This window comes from Streptomyces sp. NBC_01210 (assembly GCF_036010325.1).
GTDB lineage: Bacteria > Actinomycetota > Actinomycetes > Streptomycetales > Streptomycetaceae > Streptomyces.
The window spans coordinates 4538897-4556237 of the sequence record NZ_CP108549.1; the positions used below are offsets into that span (position 1 = coordinate 4538897).

General features: G+C 69.1%; 17 protein-coding genes, 1 tRNA gene and 1 pseudogene. 15 read left to right on the top strand and 4 right to left on the bottom strand.

The window, feature by feature from the left end:
* Positions 1-37: 37 nt before the first annotated feature.
* Positions 38-1675 carry a LuxR C-terminal-related transcriptional regulator gene (locus OG735_RS20510; protein ID WP_327324634.1) on the bottom strand — a complete coding sequence of 546 codons (1638 nt, stop codon included), beginning with the start codon at positions 1673-1675 and terminating at the stop codon, positions 38-40.
* A 336-nt stretch (positions 1676-2011) separates the two neighbouring features.
* On the opposite strand from OG735_RS20510, the gene OG735_RS20515 reads away from it, so the two are divergent.
* Together OG735_RS20515 and OG735_RS20520 are read left to right on the top strand one after the other, a co-directional pair.
* Positions 2012-2599 carry an HhH-GPD-type base excision DNA repair protein gene (locus OG735_RS20515; RefSeq protein WP_327324635.1) on the top strand — a complete coding sequence of 196 codons (588 nt, stop codon included), beginning with the start codon at positions 2012-2014 and terminating at the stop codon, positions 2597-2599.
* 163 nt (positions 2600-2762) lie between these two features.
* The gene (locus OG735_RS20520; RefSeq protein ID WP_327328394.1) at positions 2763-4295 is read left to right on the top strand and encodes a M28 family metallopeptidase; all 1533 of its coding nucleotides are present in this window, start codon (positions 2763-2765) and stop codon (positions 4293-4295) included.
* A gap of 199 nt (positions 4296-4494) precedes the next feature.
* Here the strand turns inward: OG735_RS20520 and OG735_RS20525 are convergent.
* Positions 4495-6186, bottom strand: a pseudogene (locus OG735_RS20525) (helicase HerA-like domain-containing protein).
* Between the two features lie 95 nt (positions 6187-6281).
* Between OG735_RS20525 and OG735_RS20530 the strand changes: the two are divergent.
* Both OG735_RS20530 and OG735_RS20535 read left to right on the top strand, forming a co-directional pair.
* Complete coding sequence (locus tag OG735_RS20530; RefSeq protein WP_003955420.1) at positions 6282-6578, top strand: type II toxin-antitoxin system VapB family antitoxin; 297 nt, start codon at positions 6282-6284, stop codon at positions 6576-6578.
* A gap of 142 nt (positions 6579-6720) precedes the next feature.
* Complete coding sequence (locus OG735_RS20535; protein WP_327328395.1) at positions 6721-7320, top strand: LytR C-terminal domain-containing protein; 600 nt, start codon at positions 6721-6723, stop codon at positions 7318-7320.
* Positions 7321-7346: 26 nt separating this feature from the next.
* Here the strand turns inward: OG735_RS20535 and upp are convergent, their stop codons facing one another.
* The gene (gene upp, locus OG735_RS20540) at positions 7347-7982 is read right to left on the bottom strand and encodes a uracil phosphoribosyltransferase (protein ID WP_327324636.1); all 636 of its coding nucleotides are present in this window, start codon (positions 7980-7982) and stop codon (positions 7347-7349) included.
* Between the two features lie 117 nt (positions 7983-8099).
* Here upp and OG735_RS20545 point away from each other — a divergent pair, with 117 nt between their 5' ends.
* The 9 genes from OG735_RS20545 (at position 8100) to OG735_RS20585 (ending at position 13832) form a co-directional block, all read left to right on the top strand.
* Positions 8100-8285 carry a hypothetical protein gene (locus OG735_RS20545; RefSeq protein ID WP_327324637.1) on the top strand — a complete coding sequence of 62 codons (186 nt, stop codon included), beginning with the start codon at positions 8100-8102 and terminating at the stop codon, positions 8283-8285.
* 141 nt (positions 8286-8426) lie between these two features.
* The gene (locus OG735_RS20550; protein ID WP_327324638.1) at positions 8427-8966 is read left to right on the top strand and encodes a tRNA adenosine deaminase-associated protein; all 540 of its coding nucleotides are present in this window, start codon (positions 8427-8429) and stop codon (positions 8964-8966) included.
* Positions 8967-9028: 62 nt separating this feature from the next.
* Positions 9029-9457, top strand: a complete 429-nt coding sequence (gene tadA / locus OG735_RS20555) for a tRNA adenosine(34) deaminase TadA (RefSeq protein WP_327328396.1) — start codon at positions 9029-9031, stop codon at positions 9455-9457.
* A gap of 58 nt (positions 9458-9515) precedes the next feature.
* A tRNA-Ser gene (locus tag OG735_RS20560) sits at positions 9516-9600 on the top strand.
* 837 nt (positions 9601-10437) lie between these two features.
* Positions 10438-10599 carry a hypothetical protein gene (locus OG735_RS20565; RefSeq protein ID WP_327328647.1) on the top strand — a complete coding sequence of 54 codons (162 nt, stop codon included), beginning with the start codon at positions 10438-10440 and terminating at the stop codon, positions 10597-10599.
* A 9-nt stretch (positions 10600-10608) separates the two neighbouring features.
* Positions 10609-10902, top strand: coding sequence for a Dabb family protein (locus OG735_RS20570; RefSeq protein WP_327324639.1), 294 nt, complete (start codon positions 10609-10611; stop codon positions 10900-10902).
* 177 nt (positions 10903-11079) lie between these two features.
* Positions 11080-11922, top strand: coding sequence for an RNA polymerase sigma factor SigF (locus OG735_RS20575; RefSeq protein ID WP_327324640.1), 843 nt, complete (start codon positions 11080-11082; stop codon positions 11920-11922).
* Between the two features lie 235 nt (positions 11923-12157).
* Positions 12158-13012 (top strand): RNA polymerase sigma factor SigF, encoded by an 855-nt coding sequence (locus tag OG735_RS20580; RefSeq protein ID WP_327324641.1) that lies wholly within the window; start codon positions 12158-12160, stop codon positions 13010-13012.
* Between the two features lie 61 nt (positions 13013-13073).
* Positions 13074-13832, top strand: a complete 759-nt coding sequence (locus OG735_RS20585) for a hypothetical protein (RefSeq protein ID WP_327324642.1) — start codon at positions 13074-13076, stop codon at positions 13830-13832.
* 28 nt (positions 13833-13860) lie between these two features.
* Here OG735_RS20585 and OG735_RS20590 read toward each other — a convergent pair whose 3' ends face one another.
* Positions 13861-14079 (bottom strand): hypothetical protein, encoded by a 219-nt coding sequence (locus OG735_RS20590; protein ID WP_327324643.1) that lies wholly within the window; start codon positions 14077-14079, stop codon positions 13861-13863.
* Positions 14080-14278: 199 nt separating this feature from the next.
* Here OG735_RS20590 and OG735_RS20595 point away from each other — a divergent pair, with 199 nt between their 5' ends.
* Positions 14279-14797 carry a MarR family winged helix-turn-helix transcriptional regulator gene (locus tag OG735_RS20595; RefSeq protein WP_327324644.1) on the top strand — a complete coding sequence of 173 codons (519 nt, stop codon included), beginning with the start codon at positions 14279-14281 and terminating at the stop codon, positions 14795-14797.
* A 31-nt stretch (positions 14798-14828) separates the two neighbouring features.
* The gene (locus OG735_RS20600) at positions 14829-17270 is read left to right on the top strand and encodes an MFS transporter (protein ID WP_327324645.1); all 2442 of its coding nucleotides are present in this window, start codon (positions 14829-14831) and stop codon (positions 17268-17270) included.
* Positions 17271-17341: the final 71 nt, after the last annotated feature.

Below are 17341 nucleotides of genomic sequence, written 5' to 3' on the forward strand. Positions count from 1 at the left end.
GGGTGTTTCTTCGTAGGCGCCGGACGAGGAGGTGACGTCAGACAAGGTTGTGCTGATGGGCGTACGCCGTGGCCGCCGAGCGTGATGACACGCTGAGCTTGATGAAGATGTTGCTGAGGTGACGGGCGACCGTCTTCTCGCTCAGGAACAGGTCGTCCGCGATGGCCCGGTTCGACTTCCCCACCGCCACATGACGCAGCACTTCCAGTTCGCGTGCCGTGAGCAGACCAGCCGCTCTGGTCGTGGCCTTGAGGGCCAGCTCCTCGGCGCGAACCAGGTCCGGTGCGGCGCCCAGCTCCCGGAAGGCCGATGTGGCGGCTTCGATCTCCAGCCGGGCGGTTACCTCGTCGCCGGTCTCCCGGCAGGACAGGCCGATCAGCAGCCGGGCCCGCGCGGCGTCGTACGGTGCGTCGAGTTCGCGGAAGGTCGCCACCGCACGACCGAGCACCGCCTGCGCGCCGCGCGCCTCACCGGCGGCCAGCAGCACCGACCCCTTCGCCAGAGCGCTGATCGCGTTCAGCAGAGGAGCGTCCAGGGTCTCGGCCACCGCGGCCAGTTCCTCTTCGGCGGTCCGTGCGTCCTCGGCCTTGCCCGCGGCCAGCATGACCTCGATGTACGCCGGCAGGATCCGGCACCGCGACGCCTGGTCGGCGGCGGCGTCGAGCGCGGTGCGGATCGCGTGTTGGGCGGCCCGTACATCTCCCGCGGCGAGCAGCACAAGCGCCAGTCCCGGCTGCGCGGTGTGTCCGAGTCTGCTGGCCTCGCGGTAGGCCTGGTCCGCCTTGCCGTACTCGCCGAGCAGCCGGTGGAGCTCACCGAGCTGGTAGTAGGCGGCGTCGGCGGACCGAGCGGACGGCGCGGAGCCCAGCAGGCGGCACGCGTGGTTGGCCTCGTCCATGGCGTCGGCCCAGTCGCCGTGCAACCGCATGATCTCGACACGGTGGGCCAGGCACACCCCGCGGTACGGCACCACCTGCTGCTGCGACGCACACCACCGGGACAGCTCGGCCGTCCACTCGCGGGCTCGGCGCAGATCGAAGATCTCGTGGCAGGCCGAGATCACCGCGCAGTACGCGAGTCCGGAGACAACCGGGGACACCTCGCCGGCCGTCACCGCGACCATGGCCTCGTCGAGGAGCTGGACACCTTCTCTTGCCTCACCGAGCCCGATCAGGCTTTCGCCGACGGTGACCATGGCGAAGCTCAGCAGGTCGCGGTCCCCGAACCGCGTCGCACACGCAAGGGCTCGCTCGGAGACGGCCTTGGCGTTGGCCACATCCCCGGAGAAGTGGCTCTGCAGGCCTTCCAGCGCCAGCAGATACCCCTCCTCCACGCAGCCAGGACGCTCGGCATCGAGCAGACGCCGGCCCCTTGCCACCCAGCCGGTGCTGCGGGACCACTCGCCGCTCAGCACCAGATCGATGCCCAGCCAGAACACGCACCGCACCGCCCGCGGCACCTCGCCGCGGCTCAGCCACGCATGGTGGGCCCTCGCCCATACCTCGTCGCTCTCGGGATCCCTGCCGGTCATGTGGGCGGCAAGCGCGAGCCGCTCAAGGTCGTCAGGATCGAGCGGATGCAGCCCGTCGGCCTCCGACAGAATCGCGTACACATACCCCCACGCGTGCCGCGACATCGCTTCGTCGACGGACTGCAGCGCTGAGGCCGGGGGCATGTAACCACTGTCCCAGCATCCGCGGAACGAGGGAACCGCTCGTCGATCCGCCAGGTCTCGGCAGGTCTCGGGGGGCGCCGGCAGGTCTCCGGCAGTTCATGGACGGGCGCGCGGCCCCGTCCTGAGAAGGCAGCACCGGCCGAATGGGGCGACCGCGGACCCGGCCCCCCTCAGCACCGGCCACCTGATCAGCCGCACCGGCCCGCCACCGCCGCTTTCCGATCCTCGGCGGCGCGGCAGCGCCCCTGGGCGCGCTCCAGCTCTTGTGCACCCCGGAGCGACCCGATCGCCCGCGTGAGACTGGCGGCGCGTCAGCGGCCGGGTGATCATCGGGACATGAGCCCCACGATTCATCTCGCCCAGCAGCCCGAGGCCGACGAACTGCTCAGCCGCAGTCCGCTCGCCGTGCTCATCGGCATGCTGCTCGACCAGCAGGTCCCCATGGAGTGGGCGTTCTCCGGCCCGTACACCATCGCGCAGCGCCTGGGCACCGACGATCTCGATGCTGCCCAGATCGCCGCGTACGACCCCGAAGCCTTCGCCGAGCTGCTGAAGCAGAAGCCCGCCGTCCACCGCTATCCGGGAAGCATGGCCAAACGGGTGCAGCAGCTGTGCCAGTACCTGGTCGACGAGTACGACGGCGACGTGAACGCCATTTGGCGCGATGTGGAGACCGGGGAGGAGCTGCTGGCGCGCCTGAAGGCGCTGCCCGGCTTCGGCGAGCAGAAGGCGAAGATCTTCCTGGCTCTGCTGGGCAAGCAGTTCGGGGTGCGGCCCAAGGGCTGGCGGGAGGCTGCCGGAGCGTACGGCGAGCCGGGCTCGTACCGCTCGGCGGCCGACATCACCGGGCCCGAGTCGCTCGCCAAGGTGCGCGCATACAAGCAGGAGATGAAACGCGCCACGAAGGCGGCCAAGAAAGCCTGATGCACGGCGTGTTGAAGTGGATGGGGCGCCTCCTGGTATCAATGCGATGAAATACGCCGTGAGTTGGGGCACATCGGTTCACAGAGCTCGCAAAGATCGCTAACTTCCCCTCAACCTCGTACACACGGGAAGGATCTCTGTGAAGGCAACCCATCGCAGAGCCGTGGCCACCATGGCCGCAGCCGCACTCGCGACCCCGCTCCTGCTGGCATCCGCATCTCCCTCCGCAGCCCGCCAGAACCCCGGCGAGCAGGCGGCAAAGGACGCGTCGAAGCTCGCAAGGAAACTGGTCGAGAAGTCGTCCGCCAAGGACGCGTTCCAGCACCTGAAGAAGTTCCAGCAGATAGCCGACACGACCGACGGCAACCGCGCCGCAGGCACGCTCGGGCACGACGCCTCCGCCGCGTACGTCTACCAGCAGCTGAAGAAGTACGGCTACGACGTCTCGTACCAGCAGTTCGACTTCATCTACACCGAGACGCAGGCCGAGAAGCTCTCCGTGCTCACGCCCGCGCCGCGCGCCGTCGAGATCAAGGCGATGACGTACACCAAGTCCACTCCGGTGGGTGGCGTCAGGGCCGATCTGGCCGCCGTGGCGGTGGACGCGACCACCGGCTGCGAGCCGGCCGACTACGCCTCCGGGACCTTCACCGGAAAGATCGCGCTGATCAAGCGCGGCGGCTGCACCTTCGGCGAGAAGCAGGCTGCCGCGGCGGGTGCCGGCGCGGTCGGCGCGGTCATCTACAACAACGCCGACGGCGCGCTGTCGGGCACCCTCGGCGACCCGGCCACCGGCAAGATCCCGACCGGCGGAATCACCCGGGCCGAGGGCGAGCAGCTCGCCGCCGACGTCGCCAAGGGCCCGGTGAACATCTCCTTCGAGATCCGCCAGCTCCAGCAGAAGCGCTCCACCAACAACGTCATCGCGGAGACCCGCGGCGGCAACGCCGCGAACACCGTGATGCTCGGCGCGCACCTCGACTCGGTCACCGCGGGCCCCGGCATCAACGACAACGGCTCCGGCTCGGCCGGACTCCTCGAAGTCGCCCAGGAACTCGCCAAGTCCAAGGCGAGGCCGACCAACAAGGTCCGCTTCGCCTGGTGGTCGGCGGAGGAGAACGGCCTGCTCGGCTCGGAGGCGTACGTCGCCCAGCTGAGCTCGCTGGGCAAGAAGGAGATCAAGCTCTACCTGAACTTCGACATGATCGCCTCGCCGAACTACGGGCTCTTCGTCTACGACGGCGACGACTCCGACGGCGTGGGCGCGGGCCCCGGCCCGGCCGGCTCGGCGCAACTCGAGCGTGACATCAACGAGTTCCTCGACAAGCGGGGCAGGCCGCACGAGGGCACGGACTTCACGGGCCGCTCGGACTACGGCCCGTTCATCGAGGCCGGCATCCCGTCCGGCGGTACGTTCACGGGCGCCGAGGGCATCAAGACGGCGGCCCAGGCGAAGAAGTACGGCGGCACGGCCGGGGTGGCGTACGACTCCTGCTACCACGCCAAGTGCGACAACATCAGCAACATCGACATGAAGGCGTTCGCCGTCAACATCGGCGTCATCGCCAACGCGGTGGGCACATACGCCCACGACCTGAGCTCGCTGCGCAAGCCGGTCGTCACGGTCCCGACGGGCGGCGAAGCGGGCAGCGGTGGCGGCCTGCACGACGGACACGACCACGATGTGACCGAGTAGGCCGCACCTGGGGCTCCGCCCACCGCGCGCCTCAATCGCCGGCGAGGCTCTGGTCGGGGCTCCGCCCCAAGCCCCGCTTCTCAAACGCCGGAGGGGCTGAAATGCCCCTCCGGCGGATACCCGGCCCGTCCGGCGATTGAGGACACGGCCGAAGGCCGTACGGGGCCTGGGGGCTCAACCCCCAGTGGGAAACACGCGCCTAGCGTCGCCTGCGGGCCGTACCGAAGATCGAGCGGGAGATCTCCCGGCCCAGCTGCGTACCGACCGAGCGCGCCAGCGACTTGAAGATGCCGCTGCCCATAACCTGCCCCACCACAGACTCGTCCTGCGCCCGCGCCCGCGGGGACTTCGCCGTCCCCGCCGCCTCCTTGGCATGCTCGGCCTCCTTGGCATGCTCGGCCTCCACCGCCGCCCGCACCGCCGCCGCCTCCGCCTCCTGCTGTTCGGCCGTCAGCTTCTCGTACGCCGACTCCCGGTCGACCGCCTCCGCATAGCGCGAGTACAGCTGCGAGGACTTCACCGCCTCGTCCAGGGCCGCCGCGTCGATCGGGCCCATCAGCGACTGCGGGGCGCGCAGACGGGTCATCGCGACCGGCGTCGGGGCGCCCTTGTCGCTGAGCACGGTGATCACCGTCTCGCCCGTGCCGAGCCCCGTCAGCACCTCCTCCAGGTCGTACGGCGATTTCGGGAAGGTCTTCACCGTCGCCTTCAGCGCCTTGGCGTCGTCCGGAGTGAAGGCGCGCAGCGCGTGCTGCACCCGATTGCCGAGCTGCGCCAGCACATCCCCCGGAACATCCTTCGGCGTCTGCGTGACAAAGAAGACGCCGACTCCTTTCGAGCGAATCAGCCGCACCGTCTGCGTAATCGACTCCAGGAACGCCTTCGACGCCCCGTTGAAGAGCAGATGCGCCTCGTCGAAGACGAACACCAGCTTCGGCTTCTCGACATCCCCGACCTCGGGAAGGTCGTGGAAGAGGTCCGCGAGCAGCCACATCAGAAATGTCGAGAACAGCTGCGGCTTGTCCTGCACGGCGGGCAGTTCCAGTACGGAGACGAGCCCGCGCCCGTCCGGAGCCGTACGCAGCAGCTCACTCGTGTCGAACTCGGGCTCGCCGAAGAAGCCGCCCGCGCCCTGTTACTCGAAGGCGGTGAGCGCACGCAGGATCACCCCGGCGGTGGCCGTGGAGAGTCCGCCGATGTTCTTGAGCTCCGCCTTCCCGGTGTCCGACACCAGAAAGGCGACCACGGCCCGCAGATCCTTGAGATCCACCAGCTCCAGACCCTTGGAGTCGGCGTAGTGGAAGATCAGCCCGAGCGACTGCTCCTGCGTCCGGTTGAGCTGGAGCACTTTGGAGAGCAGTACGGGTCCGAAGCTGGTGACCGTCGCGCGCAGCGGAACGCCGGGGCCGATGCCGCCGAGGCCGTAGAACTCGCAGGGGAATCCCTTGGCCTCCCACGCCTGCCCGACCTGCCCGGCTCGCTCCTGGACCTTCGCGCCCGACTCGCCCGGGGCGGAGATGCCGGAGACATCACCCTTGATGTCGGCGAGGAACACGGGCACGCCGTTCGCGGAGAGCTGCTCGGCGATCAGCTGGAGTGTCTTGGTCTTTCCGGTGCCGGTGGCGCCGGCGACCAGACCGTGCCGGTTGAGCATGGACAGCGGGATACGGATCTGGGCATCGGGTCGGCACTGGCCGTCCCAGAGCAGTGCGCCGAGGTCCAGTGCGGCGCCGCTGAGGGCGTATCCGGCGGCGATCTCCTGCGCGGGCGGCGGCAGCACGGACCCGGCGGCCGACGCGCCCGCCGGGGCGGACACAGCCCCATCAGCCCCGGACACACCCGTGGCTGTTTCCGTTTCCGGCGCGTTCAGCGGCTGTTGGCCGGCGCTCATGGCGACCCCCTATTCCCGATATGAGGCACTTTGACCAGCATTACACTGGCGCTGCCTGGCTGCGCCGACCGCCGCTTGCCCGGTAGGCTTTCCGTGTGATCTTCAAGCGCATCGGTAACGGGCGGCCGTATCCCGACCATGGCCGGGAAAGCACCCGGCAGTGGGCGGATGTCGCGCCGCGCCCGGTCCGCCTCGATCAGCTCGTGACCACCAAGGGCCAGCTGGACCTGGAAACGCTGCTCGCCGAGGACTCCACGTTCTACGGCGACCTCTTCGCGCATGTCGTGAAGTGGCAGGGCGACCTCTATCTGGAGGACGGCCTGCACCGCGCCGTGCGCGCCGCGCTGCAGCAGCGCCAGGTACTGCACGCCCGCGTGCTCGAGCTGGGCTGAGGCCGGGGCCGGTCGGCGACCAGTCCGACTGAGCCTTTCGGACCCTTTCGGGACCGTACGGACGCAATCGATTGATCATCTAGTAGGCATCGGCACCAGCCCGCATTACGCTGCGCCCATGAGCATGCTCACTCCCCCCGGCATGGGCGGAAAGTACCGCATCACGGGCGACAAGTACCCGCGTATGCGACGCCCCAGCAACCGCCGCAGGATCGTGTCGGCGGCCATCGCCGCGGCGGTCGCCCTCGGCCTGGCCGGCTGGGGAACGCTGCAGCTCATCGACGTCTTCGCGGGCGACGGCAAGAAGACATCCGCGGGCGGCCGCACGACGGACTGCAAGCCCGCGCCGAGGTCGTCAGCCGCGCCCCCGGCGCCCAAGCCGGGCCAGGTCACGGTGAACGTCTACAACGCGACCCCGCGCGGCGGCCTCGCCAAGGCGGCGGCCGACGAGCTGAAGAAGCGCGGCTTCGCCATCGGCAAGGTGGGCAACGCCTCTCCGGCGTACGACAAGAAGGTCCCGGGCACCGCAATACTGCTGGGCGCCCCCAACGCGTACGAGGGCGCCTTCCGCGTGCTCGGCACCCAGCTCCGGGGCAGCCAGCTGAAGACCGACACCCGCGAGACGGCGGACGTCGACCTGATCCTCGGCACGGCGTTCAAGGCCCTGGACACGAAGAAGGACGCCGACGCGGCTCTGGCCACCCTGGCCAATCCCGCTCCGGCGCCCTCCAGGAAGTGCTGAGGAACCACCTGGCCCCCAGCTAGCTCCTAGTCCGCGGTCCCGTACATGCGGTCGCCCGCGTCGCCCAGGCCCGGCACGATGTAGCCGTGGTCGTTGAGCCGCTCGTCGACCGAGGCGGTGACCACGGTGACCGGCGTGCCCGCCAGCTCGCGCTCCATCACCTCGACGCCCTCCGGCGCCGCGAGCAGCACGACCGCGGTCACATCGTCCGCGCCGCGCTTGATCAGCTCCCGGATCGCCGCGACCAGCGTGCCGCCGGTGGCCAGCATCGGGTCGAGCACGTACACCTGGCGGCCCGAGAGGTCCTCGGGCATCCGGGTCGCGTACGTCGACGCCTCCAGGGTCTCCTCATTGCGGATCATCCCGAGGAAGCCCACTTCGGCGGTCGGCAGCAGCCGCACCATGCCGTCGAGCATGCCCAGGCCGGCCCGCAGGATCGGCACCACCAGCGGTCGCGGGTGCGAGAGCTTCACGCCCGTCGTCCTGGTCACCGGGGTCTCGATGTCGACCTGCTCGGTGCGCACGTCCCTGGTGGCCTCGTACGCGAGCAGGGTGACCAGCTCGTCGGCGAGGCGCCGGAAGGTCGGGGAGTCGGTGCGCTTGTCGCGCAGCGTGGTGAGTTTGTGCGCCACCAGCGGGTGGTCGACGACATGGATCCGCATGCGCACAACAGTATCCGCTCGCTTCAAGCCAGGGTCCGGAGGGAAGGTGGAGGGGGGTCCCTCCCAGGCCGCAGGGCCTAGGGGGAATACGGACCAAGCCGTGGGGTGGTGTGGCCGATGCAGGAGCCTGAGCAGGAGCAGCACGACATAGAACCCGAGACTGAAGCGCAGCGCAGGCGGCGACGCGCCCAGTTCCTCCGCGAACTCAACGAGGCCAAGGCACTGCGTGAGCGAGTCCAGCCCAGAAGGGCCCGAGCGGCCCGGATGCGCCAGCAAATGCGCATGCGGACCTTCCGCTGGTAGCCCCTCCTCGCAAGAACTGATGGCCGACGCAACGACGGAAGACCTCTCGCAACGGGCTCGTTTCTGCCACGATTCCGAGTGGGCGGGGCACAAAGCACAGCGCCGCCGGTCGTCACACCTCTGATCAGTGGGAGAGTCACGGTGTACTTCGCCGCACTGCTCGCGCGCACTCAAGACGGGTGGCAAGCGAGCGACACAGAGCTCGACGATGTGGAGACCCTGTCGGATCTGACCGACCTGGCCCGTGATGCCTCGGTGGACGAGGACACGGTGCTGGTCTTCATCGAGCAGGAGGACGCTTGGTTCGGTGTCGTCCGCGTGGAGGGCGAGGAGGATCCTCGTATCTACGTCTCGGACGCGGCCGCGGCCGCACGCTCCTCGTACGGGGAGATCCTTACCAAGGAACTGCTCGGCGGGGACGATGACGACCCCGCCGACGATCTCGACACGCTGGACCTCGACGGCACCGAAGACGGAGAGCCGGAAGAGGACGACGAGGAGGAGGCGGACGGCGAGTCCGGCCCGGCCGGCGAGTTTGTGCCGGCGGGACCGGTCGGCGACCGCGACATCCTCATGGACCTGGGACTGTCGGAGAAGGAGCTGCTGGCGCTGGACACGGACGCGCTGCTGGAGATCGCGGACGCACTGGGCGCCGCCGAGGTACTGGAGACCGTCCGCTAGTGACAGGACCGGCTCCCGGTGGCGTACCGCCCGATCCCGTACGCGAGCCGTGGGAGGCGCCGATGCGCCTTGCCCTGGCAGCGGCGGAACGCGCGGCACTGTCCGGCGATGTGCCGGTCGGCGCTGTCGTGCTGTCCGCGGACGGCACGGTCCTCGCCACCGGTCACAACGAGCGTGAGGCGACGGGCGACCCGACGGCGCACGCCGAGGTGCTGGCGATCCGCCGGGCCGCCGCGCATTTGGGAGAGTGGCGGCTGACCGGCTGCACGCTTGTCGTCACGCTGGAGCCGTGCACGATGTGCGCGGGCGCGATCGTGCAGTCCCGGGTGGACCGGGTGGTCTACGGCGCACGGGACGAGAAGGCGGGCGCGGCCGGTTCACTCTGGGACGTCGTACGGGACCGGAGGCTCAACCACCGGCCCGAAGTCATCCTCGGAGTGCTGGAGGCCGAATGCGCCGAACAGCTGACGGGCTTCTTCCGGGACCGGTGAACGACGGGATCCTGGGCGGATTTCAGAGCACGGCCCACCTTGGGCTAAGCTCTCTCCCGGTAGCGTGTCCGAGCGGCCGAAGGAGCTCGCCTCGAAAGCGAGTGTGGCGCAAGTCACCGAGGGTTCAAATCCCTCCGCTACCGCAGATAGACGAAGGGCCCGGCTCCACGAGCCGGGCCCTTCGTCTATCTGCGTCTCCGGGGTCTGCAAGTCAGCCGCACCGGCGTTAAGGACAATGGGGCCGACGGTAACCACCTCGCGCGTGATCGTCGTACCGGCAGGACCAGTGGAACCCGGACGGCCCGGCGCCCCGGTCGGTCCCGTCGGACCGGTCGCTCCCCTCTTGCAGTCACCCTTCTGGGACTTCAGCTTGTCGTCGTGCGACCCGTCCTTGCACTTGTCGCCTCTGCTGCCCTCACTGCTGGACACGCTCACGCCGTCAGCCACGCTCTGAGCCGTGGCCGCGACCGGACTGACCACCCGGCCACCAGGACCAGCGCAAGCGAGGCGAGCGCGCCGCCGGCCATCCACTTGCCTCGAGGGGCAGAGGTCCCAGCGAGGACGCTGTCCTGTTGTCAGGAGTCATGCACTTGCTCCTTGTCCTTGAGGATTTCACGTTCGAACCCAAGGCGGAGCCTGACCCGTACGCAGTCGACAGGTCGTCACGCTCGGCCGGAACTCACCAGATGATCAGCAATTCGGAGCATTCGACTCAAACCTCGCCGGGTCCACCCACCGGCATCTTCATCGCGTCCGCACGATGATCAGAAGGAAACGGTCCAGCGCACAACTTTCGGCTTTACCAGCACGAACAGACCTCGCCAGGCCCGGCCGCAGTCAGGGTCGGCAGAGGGCCTCGACACCCGGTCCCTTGATCCACAAGGGCTCGGTTAGACTCACGCGACTGCGCGACCGGGGGACAGCAGGGACCGCAGAGGCTGCAGGGACCACAGGCATCGCAGGGGAGGCAGGGGCTGATGGTGCAAACGAAGAAAATCGCTCTCTACGTCGTCGTTGTCTTCGTGCTGTACACGATCATCACCTCCCCGGACAGGGCTGCCGACATGGTCCAGATAGGCTTCGAGGGCATTTCGAGCGCCGCACAGGGCGTCGGACGATTCATGACAGAGCTCGTCAATTAGGAGTGCCCCTTGATCCGCCATCTTGTCCTCTTCAAGCTCAATGAGGGCGTCGATCGCGACGAGCCGCGGGTGGCCGCCGGCGTGAAGGCCTTCCGGGCGCTCGAAGGGGTCGTGCCCGAGCTGGAGTTCTGGGAGTGCGCCTGGAACATCACCGACCGGCCGATCGCCTATGACTTCGCCATCAACTCCGCGGTGTCCGACCGCGAGGCGCTGGAGCGGTACATCGGGCATCCGGCCCATCAGGCTGCCGCCGGACAGTGGCGCGAGTTCGCCACGTGGGTGATCGCCGACTACGAGTTCTGAGCCCCCGGTTTCCCCAGCCCCTCGCCTGTCCGGCGGGGGGCCTTTTGAGTTTGGCCCTCAACTTGCCTTCAACACGGCATTTTCGGGTGCTTGCACACAGTGGACATGTCTTGTGATGCTATGACCGCTTTTGACGGATGAGTTGACCGTAGTTGACCGCAAAGGGGTGGCGTGACCGTGTCGGCCAGTACTGCGCCTCAGGTGCCGCCCCAGAACGAGCGGCCCGACGACACCCCGGCCCCCGGAAAACCCCAGAGCCGGGGCGCGGACACCCGGGCCCTGACCCAGGTGCTCTTCGGCCAGCTCAAAGAGCTGAAGCCGGGCACTACGGAACACTCCCGGGTACGTGGGGCGCTGATCGAGGCGAATCTGCCGCTTGTGCGCTACGCCGCGGCGCGGTTCCGCTCCCGCAACGAGCCGATGGAGGACGTCGTCCAGGTCGGCACGATCGGGCTCATCAACGCCATCGACCGCTTCGACCCGGACCGCGGTGTGCAGTTCCCGACGTTCGCGATGCCCACCGTGGTCGGCGAGATCAAGCGGTACTTCCGCGACAACGTACGGACCGTCCATGTGCCCCGGCGGCTGCACGAGCTGTGGGTACAGGTCAACGGCGCCACCGAGGATCTGACGACGGCTCATGGGCGCACCCCGACGACGGCCGAGATCGCCGAGCGGCTGAAGATCGGCGAGGACGAGGTGCTGGCCTGCATCGAGGCCGGGCGCTCGTACCATGCGACCTCCCTCGAGGCGGCCCAGGAGGGCGACGGGCTGCCGGGGCTGCTCGACCGGCTCGGTTACGAGGACCCGGCGCTGGCCGGCGTCGAACACCGCGACCTGGTTCGCCATCTGCTCGTACAACTGCCCGAGCGGGAACAGCGGATCCTCATGCTCCGCTACTACAACAATCTGACGCAGTCACAGATCAGCCAGGAGCTGGGCGTTTCGCAGATGCATGTGTCAAGGCTGCTTGCCCGAAGCTTTGCCCGACTCAGATCCGCAAACAGGATCGAGGCATAGCTGAAACGGGTAGACCGTTTCAGGGGCAGCTTCGGGCTGCCCAAATGCCGCACACCCTCTGCTTCCTGCACAAATTCACCCGATACATGTCGACATGTCACTACAGCGTGTTGCCGACATGTGACATTCTGCGGGAACCGCGTTTGCCGCAGCCCCGCCTCCGGTATTCAGGTGGAGGCTGCGTTCCTCCGATGGTCGTGGCCGCCGCGACCGTCCGCGACCTCAAGGGGGTGGCATGTCCGTAGAACAGGGCAGCTCGAAGGTGCTCACGCTCACGAAGAGCGCACCCGCACCTGTCGTGCCTGACAGCTCGGAAGCCATCGACACGCGCACTCTGTCCCGCTCCCTGTTCCTGCGGCTGCGCGCGCTGGACTCCGAGGGAACGGGCGACACCCCGGAGCGCACCTATGTGCGCGACACCCTCATCGAGCTCAATCTGCCCCTCGTGCGGTACGCCGCGGCGCGGTTCCGCTCCCGCAACGAGCCGATGGAGGACATCGTCCAGGTCGGCACGATCGGTCTGATCAAGGCGATCGACCGGTTCGACTGCGAACGGGGCGTGGAATTCCCGACGTTCGCGATGCCGACGGTCGTCGGCGAGATCAAGCGCTTCTTCCGCGACACCTCGTGGTCGGTGCGGGTGCCGCGCCGGCTCCAGGAGCTGCGGCTCGCGCTCACCAAGGCCAGCGACGAGCTGGCCCAGAAGCTCGACCGCTCCCCGACCGTTCCCGAACTCGCAGCAGTGCTCGGGGTGTCGGAGGAGGACGTGGTCGACGGTCTCGCCGTCGGCAACGCCTACACCGCCTCCTCCCTGGACTCGCCCTCGCCCGAGGACGACGGCGGCGAGGGCTCGCTCGCCGACCGGCTGGGGTACGAGGACACGGCGCTGGAGGGCGTCGAGTACCGCGAGTCCCTCAAGCCCCTGCTCGCCAAACTCCCGCCCCGCGAGCGGCAGATCATCATGCTGCGGTTCTTCGCCAATATGACCCAGTCGCAGATCGGCGAGGAGGTCGGCATCTCGCAGATGCATGTCTCGCGGCTGCTGACCCGTACGCTCGCGCAGCTGCGGGAGGGCCTGATCGCCGACTGACCCCGGACCGAAGCCCGCGGGCAGGGTTCCTTATTGACGGTGCGTCAGACACACTGACGCGATGCGACGACGTCATGGAGCAGCTCTCGCAGCGGTCGCGCTCTGCCTCGGCGGGGCGCTGACCGCGTGCGGGAGCGGCGGCGGCGACGGCTATGTGGCGGTCGGCGCCGCCGGATCCGGGCCCGATGAGGCGCCCACGGCCGCCGTGCCGCCGAAGGGCAAGGTCGTGCTGGTGCCGCTGGACGGTGCCACGCCCTCCGGCGATGCGGAAGGCAAGACACCGGGCAGGCCCGGGAAGCCGGGCGGGACGGGGACGGTGCCGGGCGGCCAAGAGCTGCCCGCCGTACCGGACAGCGGCGGTACGGGACGTACGAGCGGCAGCACCGGCGGCGCGGCAGGTTCCGGCGGCAGCACCGGCGGCGCGGGAGATTCCGGCGGTACGAGCGGCGGTGGACCCGCCACCCCGACCCCGCCCGGCACCACCCCGCCGAAGCCCACTCCCACGCCCCCGGGACCCGCCGCGCTCAGCCTCGGCGTCCCGGTTCGCGCAGCCCTGGAGGTGCGCTGGTGCGAGAAGGTGACCGTGGAGTTCCGCAACACCGGCGGCTCACCGGTGGCTTCGGGCACCGTCACCTTCGCGACGCACATCATCGGCGCGCTCGGGATCGACTGGGCCACCATCGAGTCGGCTCAGCCGCTGCCCGCGCCGATCGCCGCGGGAGCGGTGAGAAAGCAGGCGTACACCGTGTGCGTGGACGCCTGGCGGGTGCCGCTGGGTATGCATATCGAGACCCAGGACGTCACCGCCGTATGGAAGTGAGCCGACCCGAGGCGGGCCAGGGCACGCCCTAGCCGAGGGCGAGCCAGGCCACCGCGCCGAGGATCACGACGGCCGCGATGACGCCGACGATCAGCCCGACCCGCGAGGAGGACTGCGCGGCGGGCGCTGCCTGCCGGCCCCGCGGAGCGCCGTCGTCGACGAAGGCGCGGAACATCTGGGTGCTGCCCGCGGGGTCGTAGTTGCCCTCGGGGCCCTGACCTTGGGGAGCATGGGGGTTGTGTGCCATGGGGCAGGACCCTAGCGAACCCGCCTGCCGCGCCCAACCCCGGGCGGGTAGCGCATACCTCCCCCGGCGAGCCATGACCGGACCCATGCAAAGCCTTTGAGGTTCCTTTACTGCCGCAACCCCGCTTTTAGTTTGCCTGCAGCAACCAACAGCTTCTATGGTTGCCCTAAGCAACAAGATGTGGGAGGGGCGGACTGCCATGGCCGCACACAGTCAGTACGCGGAACTGGCCCGCCAGCTCAGCGCCATCGGTGCCGTGAAACGCGGCCTCACGCGGATACTGCCCGCCGAGTGCCCGTCCGGCTCCGCCGCCGTCCTGACCCTGCTCGATCGGCACGGTGAGATGCGGATGAGCCGGCTCGCCGAGCTCCTCGCCGTCGACATGTCGGTGACCAGCCGCCATGTCGCCCACGCCGCCGAGCGCGGCTGGATCGAACGGCTCCCCGACCCGGGCGACAAACGCTCCCGCATCCTGCGGCTGACCCCCGCGGGCCAGAACATGCTCGGCGAACTCGCCGAACGGACCACGGACATGTTCGCCCGCAACCTCAAGGACTGGTCCGACGACGACGTCGGACAGCTCATCGAGATGCTCGCCCGCCTGCGCGACTCCTTCGGAGACTGCCGGGCGCGCCATCCCGACGAACGACAACAGCAACAGCAACAGCAACAGCAACAGCAACAGCACGGCAGCACGACGACCCGCACACCCGCGTGACTCGACGTAAAGACGCAAGAAAAGGATGAAAATGGCTACGACCACACCAACAGGTGTGCGGGGCGGCCACGCCAAGCACGGAGGCGGCCACGCCTCCGACGGCGGCGCGCCGATGACACACCGGCAGATCATGGAGGCGTTGTCCGGGCTGCTGCTCGGCATGTTCGTCGCCATCCTGTCGTCCACGATCGTCTCCAACGCCCTGCCGGAGATCATCACCGACCTCGACGGCGGCCAGAGCGCGTACACCTGGGTGGTGACAGCCTCGCTGCTGGCGATGACCGCGACCACGCCGCTCTGGGGCAAGCTCTCCGACCTCTTCTCCAAGAAGCTGCTGGTCCAGATAGCCCTCGTCATCTATGTCCTGGGGTCGGTGGTCGCCGGACTCTCGCAGAGCGCGGGCATGCTGATCGCCTGCCGTGTGGTCCAGGGCATCGGCGTCGGCGGTCTCACCGCCCTCGCGCAGATCGTGATGGCCGCGATGATCGCCCCGCGCGAGCGCGGCCGCTACAGCGGCTACCTCGGCGCGACCTTCGCCGTCGCCACCGTCGGCGGCCCGCTGATCGGCGGCGTCATCACCGACACCGAGTGGCTCGGCTGGCGCTGGTGCTTCTACGTCGGCGTACCGTTCGCGATCATCGCGCTGATCGTTCTGCAGAAGACCCTGAAGCTCCCGGTCGTGAAGCGCCAGGTCAAGGTCGACTGGTCGGGCGCCTTCCTCATCAGCGCGGCGGTCTCGCTGCTGCTGGTCTGGGTGACCTTCGCCGGCGACAAGTACGACTGGATCTCCTGGCAGACGTACGCCATGGTCGGCGGCTCGGTCGCGCTCGGCGCGCTCTTCCTCCTGGTGGAGGCGAAGGCGAGCGAGCCGATCATCCCGCTGCGGCTGTTCCGCAACCGCACCATCACGCTGGCGTCGCTGGCCTCACTCTTCGTCGGTGTCGCGATGTTCGCGGGCACCGTCTTCTTCAGCCAGTACTTCCAGCTGGCGCGCGACAAGTCGCCGACGATGTCCGGCGTCATGACGATCCCGATGATCGGCGGCCTGTTCATCTCGTCGACCGTCTCCGGCCAGATCATCACCAAGACGGGCCGCTGGAAGGCGTGGCTGGTCAGCGGCGGTGTGCTGGCGACGGCGGGCCTCGGACTGCTCGGCACCATGCGGTACGACACCGAGTACTGGCGCATCGCGGCCTTCATGGCCGTCCTGGGTCTCGGCCTCGGCATGATGATGCAGAACCTGGTGCTCTGCACGCAGAACCAGGTGGCCCCGGCGGACCTCGGTTCGGCCAGCTCGGTCGTCACCTTCTTCCGGTCCCTGGGCGGTGCAATCGGTGTCTCGGCTCTGGGCGCGGTCATGGCCAACCGGGTCACGCGCTACGTCAAGGACGGGCTCACCGACCTCGGCCCACAGGGCGCGGCGCTGGGCCAGGGCGGCACGGGCGGCGGCATCCCCGACCTGGACAAGCTGCCGGGCCCGATCCGTACGGTGGTGGAGACCGCGTACGGGCACGGTGTGGCCGACGTCTTCCTCTACTCGGCGCCGTTCGCGTTGCTCGCCTTCCTGGTGACGCTGTTCATCAAGGAAGTCGCGCTGAAGAGCCACGCGGCGCCGGAGACGGCGGACACGGCGAAGACCGTCGCGGCTACCGAGGCTGCGGACGTTCCCGTCCAGGCCGTCGAGACCATTCCCGTCCCCACTGCGGGCGGCACGGCGGTATGTGGTGTGGTGCGCGGAAACGAGGGCGTGCCGGTGCCTCAGGCAGCGGTCACGCTGATCTCGCCGACCGGACGGCAGCTCGGCCGCGCGGTCGCCCAGCCGGACGGAAGCTATGCGCTGGATGCTCCGGGCGCCGGTTCGTACGTACTGATCGCCTCCGCCGACGGCTTCCAGCCGCAGGCGTCCACGGTGGTCGTCGGCGACGAGACGCTGGTCCACGACATCCTCCTCTCCGGCACGAGCGGTCTGACCGGGACCGTGCGGGCCGCCGAGGGCGGTGCGCCGATCGAGGGCGCGATGGTGATCGTCACCGATGTTCGCGGCGATGTGCTGGCCACCGGGAAGAGCGCGGAGCAGGGCGAGTTCGCCTTCGGTGAGCTGGTGCCCGGCTCGGTGACCGTCGCGGTGAACGCCGCCGGCTACCGGCCGCTGGCGCTGCCGGTGGACATCGGCGGCCAGGGCGTGACCCGTATCGAGGCGGCCCTGCAGGCCGGAGCCCTGGTCCAGGGCGCCGTCCGGGGCGGAGCCGGCCGGCGTCCGCTGGCCGACGCCCGGGTGACCCTGGTGAACGCCGCGGGGAATGTGGTCGCCACCGCGACGACCGGGGACGACGGGGCGTACGCCTTCGCCGACCTGGACGCGGGGGAGTACACGGTCATAGCGACCGGGTACCCGCCGGTGGCCGGCGCGCTGACGGTGGCCGGTCGCGGGGTCGACGGCCACGACATCGAACTCGCCCACCCCGGCGAGTAGCTGAGCCCCCGGCCGGGCGCTCGCTCTGTAGCGGAGGCGAGCGGCCGGCCGGTGGAAACGGGCCCCGAAGG

What these genes read in the sequence shown, in the direction of transcription:
- OG735_RS20510 (WP_327324634.1), bottom strand. Translation starts at nt 1,675, where the DNA reads ATGCCCCCGGCCTCAGCGCTGCAGTCCGTCGACGAAGCGATGTCGCGG.
- OG735_RS20515 (WP_327324635.1), top strand. Translation starts at nt 2,012, where the DNA reads ATGAGCCCCACGATTCATCTCGCCCAGCAGCCCGAGGCCGACGAACTG.
- OG735_RS20535 (WP_327328395.1), top strand. Translation starts at nt 6,721, where the DNA reads ATGGGCGGAAAGTACCGCATCACGGGCGACAAGTACCCGCGTATGCGA.
- upp (WP_327324636.1), bottom strand. Translation starts at nt 7,982, where the DNA reads ATGCGGATCCATGTCGTCGACCACCCGCTGGTGGCGCACAAACTCACC.
- OG735_RS20545 (WP_327324637.1), top strand. Translation starts at nt 8,100, where the DNA reads ATGCAGGAGCCTGAGCAGGAGCAGCACGACATAGAACCCGAGACTGAA.
- tadA (WP_327328396.1), top strand. Translation starts at nt 9,029, where the DNA reads ATGCGCCTTGCCCTGGCAGCGGCGGAACGCGCGGCACTGTCCGGCGAT.
- OG735_RS20580 (WP_327324641.1), top strand. Translation starts at nt 12,158, where the DNA reads ATGTCCGTAGAACAGGGCAGCTCGAAGGTGCTCACGCTCACGAAGAGC.
- OG735_RS20585 (WP_327324642.1), top strand. Translation starts at nt 13,074, where the DNA reads ATGCGACGACGTCATGGAGCAGCTCTCGCAGCGGTCGCGCTCTGCCTC.
- OG735_RS20590 (WP_327324643.1), bottom strand. Translation starts at nt 14,079, where the DNA reads ATGGCACACAACCCCCATGCTCCCCAAGGTCAGGGCCCCGAGGGCAAC.
- OG735_RS20595 (WP_327324644.1), top strand. Translation starts at nt 14,279, where the DNA reads ATGGCCGCACACAGTCAGTACGCGGAACTGGCCCGCCAGCTCAGCGCC.
- OG735_RS20600 (WP_327324645.1), top strand. Translation starts at nt 14,829, where the DNA reads ATGGCTACGACCACACCAACAGGTGTGCGGGGCGGCCACGCCAAGCAC.